The organism is Gammaproteobacteria bacterium, from assembly GCA_017999615.1.
Classification (GTDB): Bacteria; Pseudomonadota; Gammaproteobacteria; order JAABTG01; family JAABTG01; genus JAGNLM01.
Map to the genome: position 1 here is coordinate 34,106 of JAGNLM010000009.1, position 23,238 is coordinate 57,343.

General features: G+C 72.2%; 21 protein-coding genes. 11 read left to right on the top strand and 10 right to left on the bottom strand.

Annotated features, from left to right (window positions below; translation table 11 throughout):
* Positions 1 to 11: 11 nt before the first annotated feature.
* A complete protein-coding gene (locus KA217_08730) occupies positions 12 to 575 on the bottom strand; it encodes a cytochrome b (GenBank protein ID MBP7712531.1) in 564 nt (187 codons plus the stop codon).
* Positions 576 to 642: 67 nt separating this feature from the next.
* Positions 643 to 2,001 (bottom strand): thioredoxin family protein, encoded by a 1,359-nt coding sequence (locus KA217_08735; GenBank protein MBP7712532.1) that lies wholly within the window; start codon positions 1,999 to 2,001, stop codon positions 643 to 645.
* Positions 2,002 to 2,172: 171 nt separating this feature from the next.
* On the opposite strand from KA217_08735, the gene KA217_08740 reads away from it, so the two are divergent.
* From KA217_08740 to KA217_08750, 3 genes are all read left to right on the top strand, one after another.
* Positions 2,173 to 3,456 (top strand): FAD-dependent oxidoreductase, encoded by a 1,284-nt coding sequence (locus KA217_08740; protein ID MBP7712533.1) that lies wholly within the window; start codon positions 2,173 to 2,175, stop codon positions 3,454 to 3,456.
* Positions 3,456 to 3,932: a hypothetical protein gene (locus tag KA217_08745; protein ID MBP7712534.1), complete on the top strand. Its 477-nt coding sequence runs from the start codon at positions 3,456 to 3,458 to the stop codon at positions 3,930 to 3,932. The genes KA217_08740 and KA217_08745 overlap by 1 nt, the downstream gene beginning before the upstream one ends.
* A gap of 125 nt (positions 3,933 to 4,057) precedes the next feature.
* Positions 4,058 to 4,555 (top strand): DsrE family protein, encoded by a 498-nt coding sequence (locus KA217_08750; GenBank protein MBP7712535.1) that lies wholly within the window; start codon positions 4,058 to 4,060, stop codon positions 4,553 to 4,555.
* A gap of 120 nt (positions 4,556 to 4,675) precedes the next feature.
* Here KA217_08750 and KA217_08755 read toward each other — a convergent pair whose 3' ends face one another.
* Positions 4,676 to 5,263, bottom strand: a complete 588-nt coding sequence (locus tag KA217_08755; GenBank protein ID MBP7712536.1) for a transglycosylase SLT domain-containing protein — start codon at positions 5,261 to 5,263, stop codon at positions 4,676 to 4,678.
* 116 nt (positions 5,264 to 5,379) lie between these two features.
* On the bottom strand, positions 5,380 to 6,126 hold the full coding sequence (locus tag KA217_08760) for a hypothetical protein (GenBank protein ID MBP7712537.1): 747 nt from the start codon (positions 6,124 to 6,126) through the stop codon (positions 5,380 to 5,382).
* Between the two features lie 222 nt (positions 6,127 to 6,348).
* Between KA217_08760 and KA217_08765 the strand changes: the two genes are divergently transcribed.
* A complete protein-coding gene (locus KA217_08765) occupies positions 6,349 to 6,633 on the top strand; it encodes a hypothetical protein (protein MBP7712538.1) in 285 nt (94 codons plus the stop codon).
* Between the two features lie 92 nt (positions 6,634 to 6,725).
* On the opposite strand, the gene KA217_08770 is transcribed toward KA217_08765, so the two are convergent.
* The 4 genes from KA217_08770 to KA217_08785 all read right to left on the bottom strand — a co-directional run bounded on the left by KA217_08770 (position 6,726) and on the right by KA217_08785 (position 12,138).
* A complete protein-coding gene (locus KA217_08770) occupies positions 6,726 to 7,355 on the bottom strand; it encodes a response regulator transcription factor (protein ID MBP7712539.1) in 630 nt (209 codons plus the stop codon).
* Complete coding sequence (locus KA217_08775; GenBank protein MBP7712540.1) at positions 7,352 to 9,196, bottom strand: GHKL domain-containing protein; 1,845 nt, start codon at positions 9,194 to 9,196, stop codon at positions 7,352 to 7,354. Before KA217_08775 ends, KA217_08770 begins: the two co-directional genes overlap by 4 nt.
* Complete coding sequence (locus KA217_08780; protein MBP7712541.1) at positions 9,189 to 10,334, bottom strand: anion transporter; 1,146 nt, start codon at positions 10,332 to 10,334, stop codon at positions 9,189 to 9,191. Before KA217_08780 ends, KA217_08775 begins: the two co-directional genes overlap by 8 nt.
* 154 nt (positions 10,335 to 10,488) lie before the next feature.
* Positions 10,489 to 12,138, bottom strand: a complete 1,650-nt coding sequence (locus KA217_08785) for an EAL domain-containing protein (protein MBP7712542.1) — start codon at positions 12,136 to 12,138, stop codon at positions 10,489 to 10,491.
* Positions 12,139 to 12,433: 295 nt separating this feature from the next.
* On the opposite strand from KA217_08785, the gene sat reads away from it, so the two are divergent.
* Positions 12,434 to 13,633 (top strand): sulfate adenylyltransferase, encoded by a 1,200-nt coding sequence (sat, locus tag KA217_08790; protein ID MBP7712543.1) that lies wholly within the window; start codon positions 12,434 to 12,436, stop codon positions 13,631 to 13,633.
* 13 nt (positions 13,634 to 13,646) lie between these two features.
* On the top strand, positions 13,647 to 14,243 hold the full coding sequence (locus KA217_08795) for a UbiX family flavin prenyltransferase (GenBank protein MBP7712544.1): 597 nt from the start codon (positions 13,647 to 13,649) through the stop codon (positions 14,241 to 14,243).
* Here KA217_08795 and KA217_08800 read toward each other — a convergent pair.
* Positions 14,240 to 15,658 carry a threonine synthase gene (locus tag KA217_08800; protein ID MBP7712545.1) on the bottom strand — a complete coding sequence of 473 codons (1,419 nt, stop codon included), beginning with the start codon at positions 15,656 to 15,658 and terminating at the stop codon, positions 14,240 to 14,242. The two genes, KA217_08795 and KA217_08800, sit on opposite strands and share 4 nt — an antisense overlap.
* A gap of 34 nt (positions 15,659 to 15,692) precedes the next feature.
* Positions 15,693 to 17,207 (bottom strand): threonine ammonia-lyase, biosynthetic, encoded by a 1,515-nt coding sequence (gene ilvA, locus KA217_08805; GenBank protein ID MBP7712546.1) that lies wholly within the window; start codon positions 17,205 to 17,207, stop codon positions 15,693 to 15,695.
* A 69-nt stretch (positions 17,208 to 17,276) separates the two neighbouring features.
* On the opposite strand from ilvA, the gene rpiA reads away from it, so the two are divergent.
* From rpiA to KA217_08830, 5 genes are all read left to right on the top strand, one after another.
* On the top strand, positions 17,277 to 17,933 hold the full coding sequence (gene rpiA / locus KA217_08810; GenBank protein ID MBP7712547.1) for a ribose-5-phosphate isomerase RpiA: 657 nt from the start codon (positions 17,277 to 17,279) through the stop codon (positions 17,931 to 17,933).
* Positions 17,934 to 18,357: 424 nt separating this feature from the next.
* Positions 18,358 to 20,187 (top strand): EAL domain-containing protein, encoded by a 1,830-nt coding sequence (locus KA217_08815; protein MBP7712548.1) that lies wholly within the window; start codon positions 18,358 to 18,360, stop codon positions 20,185 to 20,187.
* 147 nt (positions 20,188 to 20,334) lie between these two features.
* Positions 20,335 to 20,721, top strand: coding sequence for a DUF4156 domain-containing protein (locus KA217_08820; protein ID MBP7712549.1), 387 nt, complete (start codon positions 20,335 to 20,337; stop codon positions 20,719 to 20,721).
* The gene (locus KA217_08825; protein ID MBP7712550.1) at positions 20,718 to 22,289 is read left to right on the top strand and encodes an AAA family ATPase; all 1,572 of its coding nucleotides are present in this window, start codon (positions 20,718 to 20,720) and stop codon (positions 22,287 to 22,289) included. Before KA217_08820 ends, KA217_08825 begins: the two co-directional genes overlap by 4 nt.
* A 47-nt stretch (positions 22,290 to 22,336) precedes the next feature.
* Positions 22,337 to 23,140 (top strand): DUF72 domain-containing protein, encoded by an 804-nt coding sequence (locus KA217_08830; GenBank protein ID MBP7712551.1) that lies wholly within the window; start codon positions 22,337 to 22,339, stop codon positions 23,138 to 23,140.
* Positions 23,141 to 23,238: the final 98 nt, after the last annotated feature.

Here is a 23,238-nt window from a genome sequence, read left to right on the forward strand (position 1 = left end):
GCCACGCCGCTTCAGGGCTGCATCCGGCGCACGAGACCGTCCCGGTCCACCCACTGGTGCTTCACCACCAGCCCCAGGTGGACCGTCACCGCGGCCACCAGGGCCCAGGCCACCAGCCGGTGGCCCACGCCGCCCACCCGGGAGAGCACCGGTTCTGCCCCGGCGAGCCCCGGCAGCTCCCAGAGCCCGAAGAAGCCGACCTCCGCGCCCTCCCCCAGGGCCTGCAGCAGGCCGGAGAGCGGCAGCAGCCAGAGGACCCGATAGAGCGCCCAATCGGTCGCTCGCGAGAGCTCTCGCTCCCAGGGCGGGAGCCCGGGCGCCCAGTGGGGCAGGCCCGCCGCCCAGCGCCAGAGGGCGCGAACCGCCGTGAGGGCGAGCAGCAGCAGTCCGACCGAGCGGTGGGTGCCCAGGAAGAGCCCCTCGCCCGGCCCCGGCCCACGAGCGCCCCCTTCGCAGGCCCCGGCCATCAGGGCCGCAGTGGCGAACTGCACGGCGACGAGGAACGCCACCGCCCAGTGCAGGGCCTTCGCGATGACCCCGTACCGCTCATAGGTGTTGCGCCAGGCGATGGCCATGGGCCCTTTCCCACCCTCCCTTCCCCGGGGGGCGCCGCCGGCCCCGGGCCCTGCCGGAACCGGCCGTCTAGGGGCGGGACCCGCGCGCGGCGGGGAGACCGGCCTGCGGCGTGAGCCACGCGGTCACACCCGTGGCGAGCAGCGCGAGCGCCAGCACGCCGATGGCCGACCCGGCGTGGGTGAGGAACTGCGGGGCGAAGACGAGCATCAGCCCCAACCCCAGCATCATGTAGCCCGACAGGAGCTTCAGGAGGCGCCCCTCACGCTCGGAGAGCTTGCGGCTGCCGAGCGTGTAGGTGAACACGAGCACGATGAGCGCCAGGGGGATCACGTAGATGACGTTGTAGAGCACGAGGTATCCGTAGTAACCCGCTCCCCCCAGGTCCTGCAGGGTGAGGGCGCGGGTGAACACCATAGGGAAGCCCGCCGTGCAGAGGAGCTCGTAGGAGTTCGCGACCACCGCCAGCAGCACCGTGCCGACCACCATGGGGACCACGCCCCCGGCGGTGGCGACGCCGCGCATGCGCTTGAACAGCCCCGGCTTGGCAGACTCCGGGATGGAGAGGCTCAACCCCTGTCGGAACCAGAAGTAGTCCTTCAGGTTCACCGCCGCGATCAAGACGGCGAGGAGCCCCGCCGCGAGGGTGACGCCCCGGATCTCCCCCATCATCAGGAACACGTTCAGCCAGGCGGCCATGAAGGCGAAGTAGACGAGCCCGGAGAACAGCACGAAGACCCCGCCGATGAAGAGCATGCGCGCGCGGCTGCGGGCGTGCACGAGCAGGCTCAGCAGGAAGAGCAGCACGAAGAAGGCGCAGGGGTTGAAGGCGTCGAGCGACGCCAGCACGACGGTGAGCAGGGGCAGGGACCAGCGCTCGAGGTCGACGGTCCCCAGCACCGGGAGGCTCGCCTGGGTGGCCTCGGCCGTCTCCCTCGCCCCGGGCACGGCCGGGGCCCCTTCGCCAGGGGTGCCTCCGGGCCCGCCCGCGGCGGCACCCGCGAGCGCAGCCACCCGCGCCGAGCGGCAGGCCTCGAGCTTGCGGGCCAGCTCGGCCCCGGTCGTCTCGGCGTCGTGGAAACCGACCTCGATCTTGCGGCAGAAGAGGAAACCCGGGACCGAGCGGGCCTCGCCGCCCACCGACCGGGCGGCGCCGACGTACAGGTCGACATTCTTCTGGCTCCCGCTGATCTCGTAGCTGCGCAGTTCGATCCACGGATAGCGCCCGGGCAGCGCGTCGACGAACGGCTTCGCCACCTGGCAGTGGGGGCAGGTCGCGCTCCAGAAGAAGTGCAGGCGCACGGTCGGCGAGCCGTCCGGGGCGGTGCCGTACCAGAAGGCTTCGTCGCGGGGGCCCTCGGCGGCGCCGGCGCCTGCCGCGCCGAGGGCCAGGACGAAGATCCACAGGCGTGCGAGTGCGTGCACCATCCAGAGCTCCCTCGGGTCTCGACGGGCCGCTTTCCCCGCCTCGGGCTACACTGACAGCTAGACCGAAAATGATCTGCGAGCAGCGTGCCCCACGCAACCCCCCGCCCGCGAGCGGCGCAGCGCGACGGGCGCCGCCGCGCCAGGGGTGAACGGACAGGAGGAGAGCAGGCCGTGAGCACGATCGAGCGTCGGGAGTTCATCCAGCGGGCCGGTGCAGCGGCGGCGCTCGCCGCGGTCGGTCTCCCCAGACGGTCCCGGGGGGCGGCAGCGGCACGGGTAGTGGTGGTGGGCGGAGGCTTCGCCGGGGCCACCGCGGCCCGGTACACCCGGGAGTACGCCCCGGACGCCGAGGTCACCCTGATCGAGAAGGACGAGTCGTACGTGAGCTGCCCCTTCAGCAACGAGGTGCTGAGCGGCGAGCGGGACATCGCATCGCTCACGTTCGGCTACGCCGGGCTCGCCCGGCGCGGGGTCCACGTGGTGATCGACGAGGTGCTGGACCTCGACCCCGCAACGAAGACGGTGAAGACGGGGGGGGGTAAGACCTTCACCGCGGACTTCCTGGTCGTCGCCCCGGGGATCGCCTTTCGCTGGGGCGCGATCCCGGGCTACGACGAGGCGGCGAGCGAGACGATTCCCCACGCGTGGAAGGCCGGTGCCCAGACGCTCCTGCTGCGGCGCCAGATCGAGGCGATGCGCGACGGGGGCCTGCTCGTCATCGTCGCACCGCCCACCCCCTACCGCTGCCCTCCGGGACCCTACGAGCGGGCCGCCCAGATCGCCCACTACCTGACCCACCACGGCAAAGCCAGGTCGAAGGTGCTGATCCTCGACCCGAAGGACTCCTTCTCCAAGAGACCCCTGTTCCTGGAGGGCTGGAAGCACAACTACGGCGACATGGTCGAGTGGCGCCCCGGCGCCGAGGGCGGCAAGGTCGAGTCGATCGACCCGAAGACGCGCGTCGTGCGCGCCGAGTTCGACGAGTACAGGCCCGACGTGCTGAACGTCGTCCCGCCCCAGAAGGCGGGCCTGCTCGCGGAGAAGTCCGGGCTCACCGACGAGCGGGGCTGGTGCCCCATCGTGCCGGAGAGCTTCGAGTCCACCCGCGCCAAAGGGGTGTACGTGGTCGGCGACGCCACCAGCGCCGGGGCGATGGCGAAGGCGGCCTACTCGTCCAACACCCAGGCCAAAGTGGCAGCCGCCCACATCGCCTCGACGATCCTCGGGACCCGGCCGCCGCGGCCTGCCTACACCAACACCTGCTGGAGCCTGCTCGCCCCGGACTACGGCATCTCCGCCGCAAGCATCTACACGATCGGGCCCGAGGGCCGGATCATCGAGGTGCCGGGCGCCGGGGGCTACTCACCGGAGAACGCACCCATCGAGCAGCGCCGGCGCGAGGCCGAGTACGGCAAGAGCTGGTACGAGAACATCACCCGGGACACCTACGGCTGATGGGGCCGCTCAAGCGGTTCCGCAAGAGCCGGTCTCCCCTGGAGCGGCTCGTGAGCCGCCTGCGGCCGCCCCGCGAGAGCCTGCACTCCCGCATCCTGCGGGAGGCGCGCCGCCAGGGCATCCGCGTCGTCGACCGGTCCGCCGGGGCCATGCTGCGCCTGTCCCTCTGCGTGGCGAGGCGAACCGCGACCGAGCCCTTGCCCGTGGCGGTCGCCAGCTGCCTGGGTCGCACGGCCACCCGGGCGGCACCCCGCCAACTGGGACGCAAGAAATATCGGAAATCCGAGCTCCTGGAGGAGCTGCGCCGACAGCAGGTGGACCTGACGAACGCCAGCGCCGGCTGGATGCTCCGGTTCATGGCTTGCGTGTCCGTCCAGGTGCTCACCCAGAGTCTGCCGGGGGCCGTGCAGGCCTGTGTGCGCAAGCAGGTGGGCCGCCGGCTGCCCGAGCCTTCCTTCCGGCGCCGTCTGCGTTGAGCGGGAACAGGGCCCGGGCGCCGGTCCCGCCCGCCGCGCTGCAGTTCCGGCAGGCCAACTGCTAGGATTAACGAGAATTCGGCCAGAGACAGGAGGGTGAAGCAGTGTCCAGGTGGAGCGAGTGGATGAAGGGTGGAACCCCGGTGAGTGGCACACGCAGGCGGTGGCTGGCGGCGCTCCTCGGCACCGGCAGTGCCCTCGTGGCGGGCACCGTCGGACGTCGTGCCGAGGCCGCCGACGACACGAAATTCCCGGGCGACGAGCCCACGCACAAGGTCCTCTACCAGTTCAACGAGGCGGACAACACCTACCACGAGCACGTGCTCGGATCGGTCTCCGCCATGCTGCGGGAGTACACCGACGACATCCACGTCGTGGTGACCTGCTTCGGCGAGGGGATCCACATCGTGGCGAAGAAACCGGGACGTCCCGTGGAGGAGTTGATCCGGCAGCGGGTCTCGAGCCTCGCGGACTACGGCGTCGAGTTCCACGCCTGCGCGCGGACCATGGAGGGCCTGAACTGGAAGGCCGAGGACATGCTGCCGTTCGTGAAGGTGGTTCCAGTCGGAGCGGCCGACCTGATGGAACTGCAGGAAAAGGGCTACGCCTACATCGCCTGGTGAGCCCGCATCAGTTCTGGTAAGCCCCCACCCGGCCGCCGGTAACACCCGGCGGCCGGTATTCCCGCCGGGGCCTCCCCAAGGCCCGGGGAGACGCACGCGGGGGGACGCCGGCCCGCCCTTCTACAGGGGCCACCAGCTCCGGTCTTCCTCGAGCTCCTTGCGGCAGGTGCGCAGTTGCTCGCCGTAGGTGCGCGCGTAACGCTCGACCTTGCGCGCGACCCCCACGAGCCAGTCCTTCTCCCGATAGGTCCTGCGCTTCCATCCTCCGTGCCCCTCGTGGTAGGCCAGGTACTGGTTGAAGGCGTCGGACTTCCCGATCCCCAGGGTGCGGTGGCTCACGTCGGAATACCAGCCGATGAAGTCCGCGACGTCCTCGAAGTCGTCCCGGTCGGCCCAGCGGTTGCCGGTGCGGTCCCGGTACCAGTCCCAGGTCTCGTCCTTCACCTGGGCGAAGCCGTAGGCGTTCGACAACCGCCACCACATGGGGATGCCGAGCAGCGTGTCACGGGGCGGCTTGGCGTCCTCGCGAAAACCCGACTCCTGGCGGACGATGGCGAGTTGCAGGGGCACCGGCGCGCCCCACTTCTGCTCGGCCTCGCGGGTCGCCTCCCACCAGTCCGGCTTCTCCCGGAAGATCGCACAGGCGTCGTCGACCGCCTTGGGCGGCGCGGACGCACACGCCTGCAACACCAGCGCGATCGCGGCCAGGACGAGGCCCGGGGTCCATCGCCCCGCCCCTGCGCCCGCGACCGCTCGCGGCTTACAGTCGCCGGGGCCGGGTGCTGCATCCGACCCCGGCGACTGTGCCCGGTCCCCGTCGGGGATCAACGTCCGCCGTACCCGCCCGGACCGTAGGCCGGGGCGCCGGGCTGACCGTAAGGCGCGCCACCGACGCCGGGTCCACCGCCGTAGCCCGGGGCGCCGTAGCCCGGGGCACCGTAGGGCGCGGGACCGTAGCCAGCGGGCGCGGCGGGCTCTTCCTTGCCCCCGAACATGCTCCCCATGGGCCCCATCATCTTCTCCATCGGCTGCGTCATCTTCTGCATGGGCTGCGTCATCTTCTCCATCGGGCCCATCATCTTGTCCATCGGGCCCGTCTTCTTCTCCGGCGGCGCCCCGAACGGAGCCGCTCCCGGGGCTGCCCCGGGACCGGCCTCGCCGCCAGGCGCCGGCCCGCCGGGACCGGGGGCGCCGGGCTGACCGGGACCACCCCCGGGGGGCGGTGCGTCCTTCACGAAGGGGTCCAGCTCACGCAGCGGCACGTAGCGCCGCGGCGCCAGCGGTGCGGGGCCGCTCCCACCGTAGCCGGGCGCCTGCCCGTAACCGGCACCGGGCGGCGGGTAACCCGGGGGCGGTGCATACCCGCCGGGCTGACCGTAGGCCGGAGGCTGACCATAAGCCGGAGGCTGACCGTAGGCCGGGGGCTGACCATAAGCCGGGGGCTGACCGTAGGGTGCGGCCTGGCCGTAGCCCGCGGCGGGGTCCGGTTGGGGGTAGGGCTGTCCGCCCTGGGCCCACACGGGTACCGCCGCGAAGGTCAGGACAAAGAATCCAACGTGTTTCGCCTGCATGCGCATCTCGATGCTCCTTGCCGTCGGGTGGATCGTCGCAGCGCGCCCGGCGCCGCTCCGACTACTCTCTATAGCCTAGCCCGGTCGCCCATGCACGCCGAAGGCAGGGGTCATCCCATCTAAGGAATCCCTTAGTTGCCATAGATAAACCGCCGATTTCAGGGATGCTCCAAGTCCCGTATAAGGATACGTGCGGGGGGCCCGATAAGGAGGACGAAACCCATGATGGACGTACGCGCAACGACGCCGCCCGAGCGGGGACTGCACGGCGCGAGGACGAAGCTTCCTCTCGTGCACCTGCGCTATCAGGGTCACCCCATCGGCCTGTATGGGATCCGCGAGGCCGGCGAGCAGGTGATCGACCTGCGCCAGGGGCCCATCGCGTTTCCGGTCGGCACGGAACTCCTCATCGAGGACCTGATGGGCGTGTACGAGGGAGCGCGGCCGCGGATGTTCCAGGGGACCGTGACGCACAGCGACGGTCTCGGGATGTCCATCGAGATCTGAATCGCCTCTCCATCCCCGGCCGCGCACCCGCGCGCCCCGGGGTGCGCCCAGGCGACAGTGGGCACGTGCCTGGCGGCAGGTCCGAGAGCCCCCTAGGACACCGGCTCCTTCCCGCACGCGACGACCCACAGCTGCACCAGCTCGGCCACCGAGCGCGTGCCGGTCTTGCGCATGAGGTGGGAACGGTGCACGTCCACCGTCTTCTCGCTGATTCCGAGCGTGGAGGCGATCACCTTGCTCGGCTTGCCGGTGACCAACAACTCGAGCACCTCCCGCTCGCGCGTGGAGATCGAGTGCAGGAGCGCCTCGGCGTCCCAGCGCCGTTGCCCCCGGGCGAAGGTCTGGGCCTCGGCCTCGAGGCAGGCCTGGATCCGCTCGATCAGGAGCTGCGGGTTGAACGGCTTCTCGATGAAGTCGACCGCACCCGCCTTCATCGCGCGCACCGCCATGGGGACGTCGGCGTGCCCGGTGAGGACGATCACCAGGAGCTTCAGGCCCCGCTCGCGAAGGATCTCCTGCAGCTGCAGGCCGCTCATCCCGGGCATGCGCACGTCGAGCAGCACGCAGCCGCGCGTGTCCTCGCCAACGACCTCGAGGAGCGCCTCGGCGGAGGGAAAGTCGGCGGCCGGGACTCCCACCTCCCCGAGCAGCGCCCGCAGCGAGCGGCGTACCGACGCGTCGTCGTCGACGATGAACACCCGCACCTCGTCCCCCGCGCTCATGGCGCTGACCTCCGCAGGCTGAAAGAGAACACCGCGCCGCCCGAGGGGGCCGGCTCGTAGCGCAACTGCCCCCCGTGGGCCTCCACGATCGACCGCGTGATCGACAACCCCATGCCGAGGCCCTCGGGTTTCGTGGTCACGAAGGAGTCGAAGAGCCGTCCCGTGAGCTCGGGGTCGACGCCCGGCCCCGTGTCGGCGACGGACACCGTCACCCGGTGGCCCTCGGGCGCAAGCGAGACGACGACCCGGCGCCGCTCGGGAGGCTCGGCCGACACGGCCTCGATCGCGTTGCGCACGAGGTTCAGGAGCGCCTGGGCGATCAGGACCCGGTCGGCGAGCACCCTCGGCAGGTCGGGGCGGGTCTCGACACTCAGCTTCACGCGCCTGCGGTCGGCATCGGGGCGCAGCACCCCCACCACCCCCGCGACGATCTCCGCGAGGTCCAGGGGGACGGGGGCCATCTTGCCCCAGCGTACGAATTCCCGCAGCCCGCCCACGATGGCGCTGACGCGCTGGGCCTCCTCCCCGATGGCGTCGACCCACTCGCGCAGGCGCGAGGGGTCCCCGGCGCCGGACTGCAGGCTGCGCTGCGCCGCCGCGCAGTAGGTGACGATGGCGGTCAGGGGCTGGTTGACCTGGTGGGCCATCTGGGTCGCCATCTCCCCGACGCTGGCGAGCCGGTTCACGTGGGCGAGCTCCAGCATCCGCTCCCGCTCCCGGCGCTGGGCATCGCGCAGCCGGACCCGCCCGCGCGCGGAACGGTAGGTGATCCAGAGCGTCCCGCCGAAGACCAGGGGGGCCGTGACCGCGTAGATCGCCAGCAGCGTCCCCGCGAGCCCGGCCATGCGCTCGGAGAGCGCCTTGTGGGGCAGCAGGGTCGCGAGGGTCCAGGAGTAGCGGTGGGGCGAGGCCATCGCGGGCGGGTCCGAGGCGGACACGTCCCCGGCGAGCGGGTAGACCCTGCGGAAGGTGAGGAGACCGTCCGCAGTGTCGACGGTGCCGGCCACCTCCGCGCGGATGCGCTCCCAGGCCTCGGGCTCCCGGGCCGCCAGGGTCCGGTCTGCACGCTCCGGGAACGCGAAGCCCCATTCGAGCGCCGGGTCGGGTCCCGCGAGCCAGTAGCCCTGCTCGTTCAGCAGCCACAGCTGGCTCGGCCCCCCCTGCGCGTACGCGCGCAGGCGAGTGAGCAGGCGCCGCCCGTGGTAACTCAGCGTCAGCACACCCCGGCGCTCCCCGTCCGGGCCGAACAGCGCGACGGAGGCCCGCAGGACGGGACCGAGGGGCATCTGCACGGCACCGCCCCGGAGGCTCAGGTCGAGGGGCGAGAGGTGGACCTCACCGCGCCCGAGGCGCATCGTCTCCTGGAAGTGCGCGCAGTCCCCTCTCGACTCGAGCACCGGTGCGGCAGCCAGGGCGGGCCGGCCGTCGTTCCCGTCGACCCGCACCACCTCCCGCCCGTCGGCACCGATGACCGCGGCCTGCTCGTAGCGCGGCTTCTGGCTGACGAACGTGAGGTACTCGGCGGCGAGCCTCTCCCGTGCCGCCGGGACATCCCCGCGCAGGAACTCCCGCATCTCGTTCTGCTCGTGCAGGAAGCGCAGGTCGGACAGCACGCTGGCCACCTCCTGCACAGCGGCCTGCTGGGCGAGCTCGAGGATCCGGTTCTCGCCGTCGAGCGCGTGCTGGCGCGCCCGCTCGGTCTCCAGGTGATAGTGCAGAAGGAATGGCAGGGCGACTAGGCCGCAGAGGGTGAGGCCGAGGGGCACGGCGAGGGAGAGCACGGCGCGCGAGCGGACCCGCCCGCCGGCGCCGGAACCGGGGTCGGCCGCGCGCCTACGCACCGAGGAACACCCGGAAGATGGCCACCTGCAGCAGGGTGAGCGGGATACCCACGCGGGCGAATTCCGCGAAGCTCACGTGGGTCCCGCGCCGGTCGGCCGCCTCGACGATGATGACGTTGCTTGCCGCACCGAGGATGAGCAGATTGCCGGCGAGCGTGCTCCCCGCGGCGAGCGCGAGCAGCCCGGCCTCGGAGACCCCCGCGTGCTGCAGGAGGGGCAGGTACAGGGCGACCAGCGGGACGTTGGAGACGAGCTGGCTCAGGAGCACCCCCACGCCCAGGACGGCGCCCGTGCCGGTGAGGTCGAGGCCGAGGCGCCCGAGGGCGTCCTGGAAGAAACCGGTCTGCCAGACGCTCGCCGTCAGCACGAACATCGCGGCGAAGAACAGCAGCGTCGGCCAGTCCAGGCGCCGCAGGATCTCCCCGCGCCGCGGGCTCGCGGCGAGCACGGGCAGGGCCCCCGCGATAGCGATCCAGGACAGGCGCACCTCGAAGGGCGCACCGGTCCAGACCAGGGCGACCTTCGCGACCACCATCAGAACCACGACCGCCAGCGAGAGGCGCGCCAGCCGGGCGAGGGCCGGGTCGCCGGGGCCGGCCTCGGCTTGCTCCAGCGCGCCGCCGTGGAATTCGCGCCGGTAGGCCACCCGCAGCACCGCGTAGGCCGCGAAGAGGCTCAGCACGGTGGGGACGAAGAGGTGGCGCAGGAAGGTGGCGAAGGGACTGGCCACACCCCCCCCGATGGCGATCAGGAGGTTCTGGGGGTTACCGATCGGGCTCATCACGCTGCCCGTGGTGACGGCGAAGGACAGGGTCAGCAGCAGCACGCGGCCGTCGATCCGGTGCCTCCCGGCGAGCCGCAGCATGAGCGGCGTCCCCACGATCGCGAGGGTGTCGTTCATCAACAGGGCGGATGCGAGGCCGGCGCCGAACAGCACCGCGAGCACCAGGGTGTCGGTGCTCCGGGTCCGGCCGAGGGTGTGACAGGCGAGGGTGTAGAGGTACCCGCTCGCCACCAGGGCCTCGCCCACCACGAACATCCCGAACAGGAACAGCATGACGTCCGGGTCGATGGACCGCAGCGCGTCCGCCGGGGAGATGTCCCCGCTCAGGAGCACCGCGAGGGCACCGGCGCTCATGGCCTGCCAGATCCGGATGCGCAGGCGCCCCACCCGGCGGAAGGCGATGGCGGCGAAGACCGCAAGCAGCACCAGGACGGGAAGACTCACGGGGCGCACCCCGGGCCGGGCGCAGGCGCGGTGGTCGTGGATCCCCTGGGTCCGGAAAGCCCCTTCACCGCTTCGCGACCCACGCGGCGGCGTCGCAGGCCGCCATGTAGTCCGCCAGCTCCGCCGCCGGCAGAGGCGGCGAGAACAGGAACCCCTGGGCCAGCTGCACACCCCGCTGGCGCAGGTACTCGACCTGGTGGGGATGTTCGACCCCCTCCGCGATCACGGTGAGACCGAGCCGGTGGCCGAGGTCGATGATCGCGTCCAGGACCGGGCGGCTCACCGAGTCGGTGCCGATGGTGTCGACGAAGCTCTTGTCCACCTTCAGGTAGTCCATCGGGAAGCGCTGCAGGTAGGAGAGGCTGCTCTGGCCGGTGCCGAAGTCGTCCACCGCGAGAGAGCAGCCGAGCGCCCGCAGGGACTCCATCACCCGCCGCGCGGCGCCCTCTCCGCCCTCGATGAGCTGACGCTCGGTCGCCTCCAGCATCAGGACCGAGGGCTCGAGCCCGGACCCCTGCAGGACCGACCGGACCTCCTCGACGATGGCCTCGTCGGCGAAATGCTGGGCCGCCAGGTTGACCGCGACGTGGAAGTCGGGGATCGCGCGGAACCACTGCAGGACGTCGTCGCGCACGCGCCTCAGCATCCAGTCGGTCATGGGCATGACGAGCCCCGTCTCCTCCGCCATCGCGATGAAGAGCCCAGGGTGCACCAGCCCACGCTGGGGGTGGCGCCAGCGCACCAGCGCCTCGGCCCCGGCGCAGCGCCCCGCGGCGAGGTCCACGAGCGGCTGGTAGTGGACCTCGAGCTCCCCCCGGCGCAGCGCCGTGCGCAGCTCCGTCTCGAGCGAGAGCCGCCGGCGCATGGCGCGGGAGAAGGCCACGGCGGCCAGCGTGCCCAGGGCCACCCCCACCCACCCGAACCGGGGGATGCGCTCGAGGAAGGCGTCCAGCACGTCGGAGTCGGGCCGGGCGGCCTCGACCCGGACCCGGTGCCGGGCGGATTCCGCGGCGGCGAAGAGATAACCCCGGGTGCCGGTGGGCACCATGCCGGGGCTCTCGGCCACGACGGGCCCGCCCACCACCTCCATCCGGAAGCCGCCCTGGAGGCCGAGCACCTCGCCGAGGACGTCGTTGCGGAACTCCGAGGGAGACACCAGGACCCCGGCCCCGGCACCCCCCACGACGCGGCGGTGCACGACCACCGCCGGGTCGTCGACGAGCTCGGACTCGTAGAAGCCCACGAAGGTGCCCTCGGCGGGGAAGCGGGCCCGGTCCGCCGCCGGGGGGTACACGCCCACCGGTCCCCGGCTCGTGCAGTGGACCTGCAGGTCGGCGCGGAACAGGCCCACCTCCCGGGCTGCCGCCGATTCGAGGACCACACGGCGCAAACGTTCCACCGTCTGGGGCGAGCAGGGGGCGTCGACGAGCGGCATGACCCGGTTCAGGTCGGCCAGCGCCCAGTCGAAGACGTGCTCGGCGTTGCGCACTGCGAGCCGGACCGCGATGTCCGTCTCGCGCGCCACCTGGTCCCGCGCCGAGAGGTAGGCGAGCGCGAGGAGCGCGAGCAGGGGGACGACGCCGGCGAGGGCCGAGCCGAGGCCGGTGAGCACCCCATTGCCCTCCGGCGTGCCGAGGGGGGCCCAGTGGCGGCGCGGCCCCTTCCCGTTCGCGGGCGCGGGCGCGGGCGCGGGCGCGGGCGCGGGCGCGATCAAGTGCGCAGCTCGGTCACGCCACCCCCGCCCCCGAGACCGCGTGGTCCACGGCGACGGCAGGCGCCTCGGCCGGCTGGTACTCGCGGGTCAGGTTTGCGGGCATCCCATGGATCCTCCTCCCCAAGGCTAGCGCGGGCGCCGCCCGGGAGGTAGGGGGGACCAGTGGCATGGGCCAGTGCCGGTGGGACGGGTGCGCTCCCCCCCGACGACGGGTCAGAATACCGCCTTCTCGCGCACCGGCCCCACCCCGCCGGGTCACCCCGGGGGCCCGCCCGTTCAGGAGAGCAAGCCTACGATGATCAAGCCCCACGGCTCCGACACGCTGAATCCCCTCTTCGTGTACGACCCGGCGCGCCACCGGGAGCTGCTGCAGGAGGCCGAGCGCCTGCCGTCCCTGCTTCTGAATTCGGCCGCCGCCGCGAACGCCGTGATGCTGGGGGCGGGCTACTTCAACCCCCTCACCGGCTTCATGAGCGCGGCCGACGCGCTCTCCGTCGCCGAGCGCATGCGCACGACGGGCGGGCTCTTCTGGCCGGTGCCGGTGCTGAACCTGACCCGGGACCCGGCGAGCGTGAAGGGTGCGAGGCGCATCGCCCTGCGCGACCCGAACGTCGAGGGCCACCCCGTCCTCGCGGTCATGGACGTGGAGGCCGTGGAGGAGCTCGCGGACCCGGCGCTCGACTTCATCGTGGAGAAGGTGTTCCGCACGCTCGACCCCGCGCACGCGGGCGTGGCGACCTTCCGCTCGCTCGGCCGGTACTGCGTCTCGGGGCCGATCGAGGTGCTCGGCTTCAGCTACTTCCAGAGTGAATTCCCGGACACCTTCCGCACCGCGGTCGAGGTCCGCAACGAGATCGCCGAGCGCGGCTGGCGCCGCGTGATCGCCTTCCAGACCCGCAACCCCATGCACCTCGCGCACGAGGAGCTCTGCAAGATGGGCATGCAGGCGGTGGGGGCGGACGGCGTGGTGATCCACATGCTGCTCGGGCGCCTGAAGGCGGGCGACATCCCCGCGCCGGTGCGCGACGCCGCCATCCGCAAGATGGTGGAGCTCTACTTCCCGCCGAACAGCGCGATGGTGACCGGCTACGGCTTCGACATGCTGTACGCGGGTCCGCGCGAGGCGGTGCTGCACGCGGTGTTCCGCCAGAACATGGGCGCCACGCACTTCATCGTGGGCCGCGACCACGCAGGCGTGGGCGACTACTACGGGGCCTTCGACGCCCAGAGGATCTTCGACGAGGAGGTGCCGAAGGGGGCGCTCGAGATCGAGATCTTCAAGGCGGACCACACCGCTTGGTCGAAGAAGCTGAACCGGGTGGTGATGATGCGCGACGCCCCCGACCACACGAAGGAGGACTTCGTGCTGCTCTCGGGGACGAAGGTGCGCGAGATGCTCTCCCGGGGCATCGCCCCGCCGCGGGAGTTCTCGCACCCCGAGGTAGCGCAGATCCTGATGGACTACTATCGCAAGGAGGTCGCGGGCGAGGGGTGACCGGGGAGGCGCAGTGGCGAGCAGACGACTGATTGTCGGGATCAGCGGCGCAACCGGGGTCCTCTACGGTGTGCGGCTGCTCGAGTGGCTGCGCCCCACCGGCGTGGAGACCCACCTGGTGGTGTCCCGGGCGGCGGACCTGACCCGGGCCCAGGAGACCGCCCTCGGGGCCCGGGAGCTCCGCGCCCTCGCCGACGTGTCCTACGAGGTGGACGACCTCGGCGCGGCCATCTCCAGCGGGTCCTTCCCCACCCTCGGGATGGTCGTGATCCCCTGCTCCGTGAAGAGCCTCGCCGAGATCGCCACGGGCGTCACCTCGACGCTCCTCACGCGGGCCGCCGACGTGGTGCTGAAGCAGCGCCGGCGGCTCGTGCTGGTCGTGCGCGAGACCCCGCTGCACGCCGGGCACCTGCGCAACATGCTGGCGGCGACCGAGGCGGGGGCCGTGGTGATGCCGCCGGTGCCGGCCTTCTACACCCTGCCGAAGACGGTGGACGACATCGTCGACGACACGGTAGGCCGGGTCCTCGACCTCTTTGACGTCGCCGTGGGCAGGGTCAAGCGCTGGGGCGAGGACATCGGCCACCCTGCCCGCCAGCCGGGCCCCTAGGCAGGCCCCTCGGCGTGCTCCGCGATGAAGCGCTTCACGGCGGCGGTGTCCACGTCGAGAACCTCGAAGCGCCGGGGGCGCGACTCGAGGTCCGCGTAGGCGGGCGGGCGCTCGGGGGCGCGCCCGAGGGCCTCGCGGATCGTGTCCTCGAACTTGGCCGCGAGCGCGGTCTCCAGGCACACCATGGGCACGCCCGGCTCCCGGTGCTCGAGGGCGACCTTGATCCCGTCGGCGGTGTGGGTGTCCACCATGTAGCCGTGGCGCTCGTACACCGCACGGATGGTGCGCAGGCGGTCGGCGTGGGTGCTCGAGCCGGAGACGAAGCCGCTCGTGCGCACACGCTCGAAGTCCGGCGTGCCGGCGAGGTCGAAGTGGCCCTCGGCGCCGATCCGCCGCCACAGCTCGCGCACCCTCCCCGCGTCCCGCCCCACGACGTCGTAGACGTAACGCTCGAAGTTCGAGGCCCTGGAGATGTCCATCGACGGGCTCGAGGTCTGGTGCACCTCGGCGCCGCTGCGCGGGCGGTACAGGCCGGTGCGGAAGAACTCGTCCAGCACGTCGTTCTCGTTGGTGGCGAGCACCAGCCGGCGGATGGGCAGACCCATGCTGCGGGCGACGTGGCCCGCGCAGATGTTGCCGAAATTCCCGGAGGGAACGGCGAAGGAGACCTCCTCGTCGTTCGAGCGCGTGGCCGCGAAGTAGCCCCGGAAGTAGTACACCACCTGGGCCACCAGGCGCGCCCAGTTGATGGAATTGACCGTGCCGATCCGGTAGCGGGCCTTGAAGTCCAGGTCCGCGGAGACCTGCTTCACGATGTCCTGGCAGTCGTCGAACACCCCGCGTACCGCAAGGTTGAACACGTTGGCGTCCGCGAGCGAGTACATCTGCGCCGTCTGGAACGCGCTCATCTTGCCGTAGGGCGAGAGCATGAAGATGCGCACGCCGCGCTTGCCGCGCACCGCGTACTCCGCGGCGGAGCCCGTGTCGCCGGAGGTGGCCCCGAGGATGTTCAGGGTCTCGCCGCGCCGCCCGAGCTCGTGCTCGAACAGGTTGCCGAGCAGCTGCATCGCGACGTCCTTGAACGCGAGGGTCGGCCCGTTCGAGAGCTGCAGCAGGTGCAGCCCGGGCTCGAAGGTGCGCAGCGGCGTGATGGCCTCCGAGCCGAAGGCCCGGGCGGTGTAGGTCCGCTCGACGATCCCCCGCAGGTCCCCGGCAGGGATGTCGTCGATGAAGCGCGAGAGCACCTCGAAGGCGAGCTCCCGGTACCCGAGGCCCCGCCACGCGGCGAGCGTGGCGCGGTCCACCGGCGGGTAGCCCTCGGGGACCGTGAGGCCGCCGTCGGGCGCGAGGCCCTCCAGGAGGATGTCGCAGAACGGCAGAGGCGGCATCCCGCCCCGGGTGGATACGTAGCGCATGAAAGCCAGTATATCCCGGCCGGGCGGGGACTCCTCAGCTGAGGAACAGCCGGTACGCCGGGTTGCCCGTCTCCTCCTCCCGGGGATAGCCGAGGTCGGCCAGGAACTTCTGGAACCGCCCCGCGTCCGCGGGCGGGACCTGCACCCCCACGAGCACCCGCCCGTAGTCCGCGCCGAGGTTCCGGTAGTGGAAGAGGCTGATGTTCCAGCGCGAGCCCATCTGGGTCAGGAAGTGCAGCAGCGCCCCGGGGCGCTCGGGGAACTCGAAGCGGTACAGGACCTCGTCCACCACCTCGGGGGCCCGCCCGCCCACCATGTAGCGGACGTGCAGCTTCGCCATCTCGTTGTCCGACAGGTCGAGGACCGCATAACCCTTCGCGCGCAGCTCGCCCACGAGCCGATCCTTGTCGGCCCGCCCCTCGCGCAGCTCAATCCCTGCGAAGACGTGGGCCCGGCTCGCGCTCGCGTAGCGGTAATTGAACTCCGTGATGCTGCGGTGGCCGATCGCCTCGCAGAAGCTCCGGAAGCTCCCCGGCTCCTCCGGGATGGTGACGGCGAGGAGGGCCTCGCGCTGCTCGCCGGTCTCGGCGCGCTCCGCGATGTAGCGCAGCCGGTCGAAGTTGATGTTCGCCCCGGAGTCGATGGCGACGAGGTCCGCCCCGCGCAGCCCCTCGCGCTCGACGTATTTCTTCAGGCCGGCCACGGCCAGGGCGCCGGCGGGCTCCGCGACGGAGCGCGTCTCGTCGAAGATGTCCTTGATGGCGGCGCAGATCTCGTCGCCGGTCACGAGCAGCACCTCGTCGACCGCCTCGCGGCAGACCCGGAAGGGCTCCTCCCCAACCTGGCGCACCGCCACGCCGTCGGCGAAGATGCCCACGGACTCGAGGACGACCCGCTTCCCGGCGGCCAGCGCCCGCTCGAGGCTCGGCGCGTCGTCGGGCTCCACTCCGATCACCTTCACCTCGGGCCAGAAGGTCTTCACGTAGGCGGCGATCCCGGCGATGAGCCCGCCGCCGCCGACCGGCACGAAGATCGCGTGCAGCGGCCCGGGGTGCTGGCGCAGGATCTCCATCGCCACGGTGCCCTGGCCCGCGATGACCTCCGGGTCGTCGTAGGGGTGCACGAAGGTCATCCCCTCGCGCCAGGCGATCTGCGCCGCGTGCTCGTAGGCCTCGTCGTAGGCGCCGCCGTGGAGCACGGCCTCGCCCCCCAACCGGCGCACCGCCGCGACCTTGATGGCGGGGGTCGTCTCCGGCATCACGATGAGGGCGCGGATGCCGAGCCGGCGGGCCGACAGCGCCACGCCCTGGGCGTGGTTGCCCGCCGAGGCGGTGATCACGCCCCGCGCCCGCCCCTCCGGCGACAGGCCCGCGATCTTGTTGTAGGCCCCCCGGATCTTGAACGAGAACACCGCCTGCAGGTCCTCGCGCTTGAGGAAGACCGCGTTGCCGAGGCGCGCCGAGAGCAGCCGCGCCGCCTCGAGGGGCGTCTCCCGGGCCACGTCGTAGACCCGGGACTTCAGGATGCGCTCGATGTACTGGAGGGGCATTGGGGGGGGCTTCGCCGAAGGGGCCTATACTGCAAAGATGGCATGTCCGGCACCCACGAGGAAGCGATCATGACGCAGGACGACAAGAAGAAGGCGGCGGCCCAGGCGGCCCTCGAGTATGTCGCGGACGACGCCGTGATCGGGGTCGGCACGGGGAGCACCGCGAACCATTTCATCGAGCTGCTCGCCTCCCTGCGCAGGCGCATCGAGGGCACGGTGGCGAGCTCCGATGCCACCGCGGCGCGCCTGCGCCGCCACGGCATCCCGGTCTACGACCTGAACGGCGTGGGCAGCGTCCCGGTGTACGTGGACGGCGCCGACGAGGCGGACCGCAACCTGCGGCTGGTGAAGGGCGGCGGCGGCGCGCTCACCCGGGAGAAGATCCTCGCCGCGGCGGCGGAGAAGTTCGTGTGCATCGCGGACGACTCCAAGCTCGTCGCCGTTCTCGGCAAGTTCCCCGTGCCGGTCGAGGTCATTCCCATGGCACGCAGCTACGTGGCCCGGCAGATCGTCAGGCTCGGCGGCAACCCCATCTGGCGTGACGGCTTCGTCACCGACAACGGCAACGTCGTCCTCGACGTCTACAACCTGAACCTCACCGACCCGGTGGCGGTCGAGGCCGAGTTGAACCAGATCACGGGCGTGGTCACGAACGGGGTCTTCGCGCGCCGCCCTGCGGACGTGCTGATCCTCGGCACGGACGAGGGCGTACGCACGCTCACCTGAATCCGCCCCCGGACCCTGTGGGGGCCTGGCCCGCAGCTCCCGCGGGCCCCCGCCGCGCCCTGGGGCACCGGCGCGCCCCAGGGGCCCCGGGGCATCCCGGTCTGGGGGCCCGGTGGTGTCGGTAGGCTTTACAGTGCCGCGCTTCCTCTGGCCCGTCCGCGGTGTCCGCCCCAACGCCCGGCCCCCGGGCCGGTTTTCCCCGGGGGCCCACGGCCCCCGCGGCTCCCCGGCGCCCTGCCCGGCCACCGCCCCCTGTCGCCGGGCCTGACAGGCCGCCCCGGTCCCTGCGCCGCCCCACTCTGCAACGCACTGTGAAGGGCCTGTTTTTTGCGAACGGGCCCGCAATTTGCTCTTATCCCTGTTTGCGCTCCCCATTTGCGCGGCATCGAGGGCACACGCGACCTCCCGCAGGTCGCACCGAGCGATGGACCCCCGCCAGCGATTGCACGTCGTCGTCATCGACCGCTCGGACTCCGGCGCCGACGAGCTGCTCGCGGTCCTGCGCCAGGGGGGGTACGCCATCTCGGGCGCGGTGGTGGACAACCCGGCGGCGCTTGCCGAGGCGCTGCGCGAACGCCCCTGGGACCTGGTCCTCGCGACCCAGCGCGTCCCCGGCTTCGGCATCCCGCGCGCGCTGACCGTGCTGCGCACCACCCACCGGGACCTCCCCCTGGTGGGGGTGGCACCCGCCCGCCGCCAGGGGGAGGACGTCGCCCTGCTCGCCCTGGGGGCGCGGGACGTCGTCGACCCCACGAACCGCGACCACCTCCTCGCCGTGGTGCGCAGGGAGGTGGCCTCCCTCGAGGACCGGCGGCGCCTGCGGCGCCTGGAGCGCCTCCACGGGCTGCGCCCGGACCGGCCCGCGCAGGGTGGCCTCACCGGCGCCGAGGCGCCCCACCGGCTCCCCGGTTCGGAGGGCGGGCCCGCGGACGGGAACGGCTGGTCGAACCTCCCCGGCCCCGGGGAAGCCGGGCGCGACTACCTGACGGGCCTGCCCAACCGGGGCTACTTCCTCGAGGCCCTCACCCGCTACCTCGACCGCCCGCCGACGGAGCGCACCGGCGGCCACCTGGTCCTGGTGGAGCTCGAGAATTTCCGCTCCCTGCGGCAGTCCGGGGGCATCACGACCTGTGACGCGATCGTGGCGGAGTTGTCCGAGGTGGTGCGGCGGGAGGTCCCCCCGGGTCGCCTCTTCGCGCGCTTCGGCGACCACAGTTTCGCGATCCTCACCGTGGACGACGACGCGGGGCGGGTGGACCAGCGGGCCGAGCGCGTCCGGGCCGCGATCAAGGCGACGGTGACCGAGGTCGGGGGCCAGTTCTTCGCGACGACGGCGAGCCTCGGCATCGCCGCCGTCACCCCCGGCGTCTCCGACCTGCGGGTCGTCCTGAGCCGGGCCGACCAGGCCTGCCGGCGCGCCATCCTGGCGGGGGGCAACCAGGTCCGGCGCTTCGAGGCCAACGCCGGCGACGGGGCGGGCAGCCTGCGCCGGACCGTCGCCCCGGACGTCGTCTGGAACGCACTCGGCGACGACCGTCTGGCCCTGTGGTATCAACCCGTCATCCCGCTGCACGGCCAGCCGAGGCCCTTTTACCAGACGCAGCTGCGCATGCTGGACCGCCAGGGCAACCCCTTCCCGCTGGACCCCTTCGAGTGCATGGGCTCCGACGGCGAGCTCGCCATGAAGCTCGATTTCTGGGTGGTGGAGCGGGCGCTCGCCGAGGCCCAGGCCCAGCGCGCCGCCGGCATCGAGCCGACCATGCTGGTCCGCCTCTCGGACTCGGCGATCGAGAGCAAGGCGGTACCCCTGCACCTCAGCCGCCTGCTGCACCGCAACCAGCTGGACGGGGGCCAGTTCGTCTTCGAGGTGCGGGAGACCGCCGCGCGCCGTCAGGTCCGCTTCGCCCAGGCCTTCGTCAGCGCGCTCCAGCGCCTGGGCTGCGCCGCGGCCATCGCCGACGACGCGGGGCCGCGGACCTCGGGCCTGAGCCTCGTGCACCACGTGGACGCCCGCTACGTGCGCCTCGGCAGCGGCTTCGTCGAGGGCCTCGCCCGCAACGAGCAGCGCCGGGTCGCCCTGCGGTCCTTCCAGGACAACGCCCGCCGCCTGGAGCGGGTCACCATCGCCAGCGGCATCGAGGAGGCGAGCGGCCTGGCGGTCCTGTGGCACTGCGGCGTGGACTACGCCCAGGGCGACTACATCCAGGAGCCCCGCCCGGGGCTGGAGTACGACTTCGAGGCGAGCCTCGCCTGAGGCCCGGCGCGCGCCCGGGCGAAGGCAGCGCGCTCCCCGCCCCCCTCGGCCCACCCTGCCCACCCCTCCCACCCTGCCCCCACGGCCCGCACAGCGGGCTTTGCACTACAATGGGGCCAGGCATTCGCACCCCGCAGGGCACCGACCGTGAACACACCACGCCACGCGCTTCTCCTCCCCGCATCGATCCTCGTCACGGCGCTCGCCGGATGTTCCTGGGTGACGCTCTCCCCCGGCGGCGAGAGGGTGCGCCTGATGAAGCCCGAGGAGGTCACCGTCTGCCAGAAGCTCGGGCGCACGACGGCGACCACGAGCACCACCGTGCTCGGCTTCATCGGCCGCAGCTACCCCACGGTCGCCGAGGAGGTGCAGCAGCTCGGCCGCAACGAGGCCGCAAAGATGGGGGGTGACTCGATCGCGCCCGAGGGCGGCATCGAGGGCGGGCGCCAGACCTTCGGCGTCTACCGCTGCATCGGGTCGGTCGAACGTTCCGGGGGGAGCGGGTCTGCGGTGACCCGGCCGCTGCCGCAATGACGTCCCCCGCCGGCGGACTGAACGTCCAGCGTCTGCTCGAGCCCGGCTTCTACCCCCACCCGGTGCGCGGCCTGCGCCTGGTGGAGACCCACATCTCCTGGGTCTTCCTCACCGGCGACTACGCCTACAAGGTCAAGAAACCGCTCGACCTGGGCTTCCTCGACTTCAGCACGCTCGAGAAGCGCGCCCACTGCTGCCGGGAGGAGTTGCGCCTGAACCGGCGGCTCGCGCCCTCGCTGTACCTGGACGTCGTGGCCCTCACCGGCACACCGGAGGCGCCGGTGCTCGGGGGCCCGGGCGAGCCCGTGGAATACGCCGTCAAGATGCGCCAGTTCGACGAGGCGGGGCTGCTCGACCGGCTGATCGCCGGCGGCGAGCTCCCGCCGGAGCGCATCGACCGCATCGCCCGCATCGCGGCCGACTTCCACGCCCGCGCCGAGCGGGCCCCCGCAGAGAGCGACTTCGGCACACCCGAGCGCGCCCATCACCCCGTCGCCGAGAACTTCGTCCAGACCCTGGCGCTCGTCTCGGGGCCGGACGTGGTGGTGCGCCTCGAGGGTCTGCAGGCGGCGAGCGAGGAGGCCTACCGGCGGCTCGCGCCCCGCATGGCCGCGCGGCGCCGGGACGGTTTCGTCCGCGAGTGCCACGGCGACATGCACCTCGGCAACATGGCCCTGGTGGACGGCGACGTCGCGATCTTCGACGGGATCGAGTTCAACGCGAACCTGCGCTGGATCGACGTCATGAGCGAGGTCGCGTTCCTGTGCATGGACCTGGAGCAGCGCGGCCGGCCTGACTATGCCTGGCGCTTCCTCAACGCCTACCTCGAGCGCACCGGCGACTACGCGGGTCTCTCCCTGCTGCACTACTACCAGGCCTACCGGGCCATGGTGCGCGCCAAGGTGACCGCCATCCGCCTGGCGCAACCGGGGCTGTCCGCGGGCGACCGGGCGGCCGCCGAGGCGTCCTTCCTCGGCTATCTCAGCCTCGCCGAAGGGTACACCGCTGCGGGGCGGCCCTTCCTCGCCATCACCCGGGGCCCCTCCGGCGTCGGCAAGAGCTGGCTCGCGGGAGGCCTGGCCGAGCGCCTGGGGGCGGTGCGCGTCCGGTCCGACGTGGAGCGCAAGCGGCTGGCGAACCTGGCGCCCGACGCGCCGTCGGGGTCGGGCTTCGACACCGGGATCTACACCCGCGAGATGAGCCAGGCGACCTACGCGCGGCTGGCGGAGCTGGCGCGGGAGGTGGCGTCCGCCGGGCTGCCCGTCGTCGCCGACGCCGTGTTCCTCGAGCGTGCCCACCGGGAACCCTTCGCGGCGATCGCCGGGGAGCTGGGGATACCGTTCCTCGTCCTCGACCTGACGGCCCGGCGCGAGACCCTCCGGGCCCGCCTGACCGAACGGGAGGGGACCGGGGGGGACGCCTCCGAGGCCACCGCCGCGGTGGTGGACCGGCAGCTCGAGGCCTGGCGTCCGTTGGACGCGGACGAGGCGGGGGTGGCCCTGCCGATCGACGCCAGCGACACGGTGGACCTGGGTGCGCTGGCGGGCGAGATCGGACGCCGGCGTTGAAGGCCTGCGGTGAGGACGCCTTGCGGGCCCGCGACCTCGGCCCTGCCGTGAGCCACGCGTCGGGCACCGAGCCCACCGTCCGCGTCGGGACCTCCGGCTGGAGCTTTCGCCACTGGCAAGGCCCCTACTACCCTGCGGACCTCCCCGCGGACGAGTGGCTCCCGCACTACGCCCGGGACTTCCACGCGGTCGAGGTCAACAGCACGTTCTACGGGCTCCCCGAGGAAGCGACCTTCGCCGCCTGGCGGGCCCGGACGCCGGAAGACTTCCTGTTCGCGCTGAAGGCCCCGCGCACCGTCACGCACCTGCACAAGCTGCGCAACTGCACCGAGCCGCTCACCGCCTTTCTCGCCCGGGCCCGCCTCCTCGGCCCGAAGCTCGGGCCTGTCCTGTTCCAGCTGCCGCCGCGCTGGCACGCGAACCCGAGCCGGCTGGCGGAGGTGCTCGCCCTCCTCCCCGCGGGCCTGCGGTCCGCCTTCGAATTCCGTGACCCGAGCTGGCACCAGGAGGAGGTCTACGCCGTGCTGCGCGCACACAACGCCGCCTTCTGCGTCTTCGACGCCGGCGGGGTCACCACGCCGCTGGTCACGACCGCCGACTTCGTCTACGTACGCCTGCACGGGCCGGGAGCCTCACCCTACGCCGGCAGCTACGGCGAGGCGCAACTGCGGGACTGGGCTGCCAAGGCCCGCCAATGGGCGGGAAGAGGCCAGAAGGACGTCTTCCTGTTCTTCGACAACGACCAGGCGGGGTATGCCGTGCGCAACGCCGCCGGCATGCGCAAGTATCTGGAGGAGGACCTGCGCTCCGCGCCGCCCGCGGCCTTCGCCGGCGCCGCCGAGGGCGGTTAGGCAGGCGCGGTCTCCGGTCATCGTGGACGGCTGACAGGCCGATGGGCCGATGGGCCGATGGGCCGATGGGCCGATGGAGCGCGTAACCCGAGCAGAGA

What these genes read in the sequence shown, in the direction of transcription:
- KA217_08730 (MBP7712531.1), bottom strand. Translation starts at nt 575, where the DNA reads ATGGCCATCGCCTGGCGCAACACCTATGAGCGGTACGGGGTCATCGCG.
- KA217_08735 (MBP7712532.1), bottom strand. Translation starts at nt 2,001, where the DNA reads ATGGTGCACGCACTCGCACGCCTGTGGATCTTCGTCCTGGCCCTCGGC.
- KA217_08745 (MBP7712534.1), top strand. Translation starts at nt 3,456, where the DNA reads ATGGGGCCGCTCAAGCGGTTCCGCAAGAGCCGGTCTCCCCTGGAGCGG.
- KA217_08750 (MBP7712535.1), top strand. Translation starts at nt 4,058, where the DNA reads ATGAAGGGTGGAACCCCGGTGAGTGGCACACGCAGGCGGTGGCTGGCG.
- KA217_08760 (MBP7712537.1), bottom strand. Translation starts at nt 6,126, where the DNA reads ATGCAGGCGAAACACGTTGGATTCTTTGTCCTGACCTTCGCGGCGGTA.
- KA217_08765 (MBP7712538.1), top strand. Translation starts at nt 6,349, where the DNA reads ATGATGGACGTACGCGCAACGACGCCGCCCGAGCGGGGACTGCACGGC.
- KA217_08770 (MBP7712539.1), bottom strand. Translation starts at nt 7,355, where the DNA reads ATGAGCGCGGGGGACGAGGTGCGGGTGTTCATCGTCGACGACGACGCG.
- KA217_08780 (MBP7712541.1), bottom strand. Translation starts at nt 10,334, where the DNA reads ATGAGCGCCGGTGCCCTCGCGGTGCTCCTGAGCGGGGACATCTCCCCG.
- sat (MBP7712543.1), top strand. Translation starts at nt 12,434, where the DNA reads ATGATCAAGCCCCACGGCTCCGACACGCTGAATCCCCTCTTCGTGTAC.
- KA217_08800 (MBP7712545.1), bottom strand. Translation starts at nt 15,658, where the DNA reads ATGCGCTACGTATCCACCCGGGGCGGGATGCCGCCTCTGCCGTTCTGC.
- ilvA (MBP7712546.1), bottom strand. Translation starts at nt 17,207, where the DNA reads ATGCCCCTCCAGTACATCGAGCGCATCCTGAAGTCCCGGGTCTACGAC.
- rpiA (MBP7712547.1), top strand. Translation starts at nt 17,277, where the DNA reads ATGACGCAGGACGACAAGAAGAAGGCGGCGGCCCAGGCGGCCCTCGAG.
- KA217_08815 (MBP7712548.1), top strand. Translation starts at nt 18,358, where the DNA reads ATGGACCCCCGCCAGCGATTGCACGTCGTCGTCATCGACCGCTCGGAC.
- KA217_08825 (MBP7712550.1), top strand. Translation starts at nt 20,718, where the DNA reads ATGACGTCCCCCGCCGGCGGACTGAACGTCCAGCGTCTGCTCGAGCCC.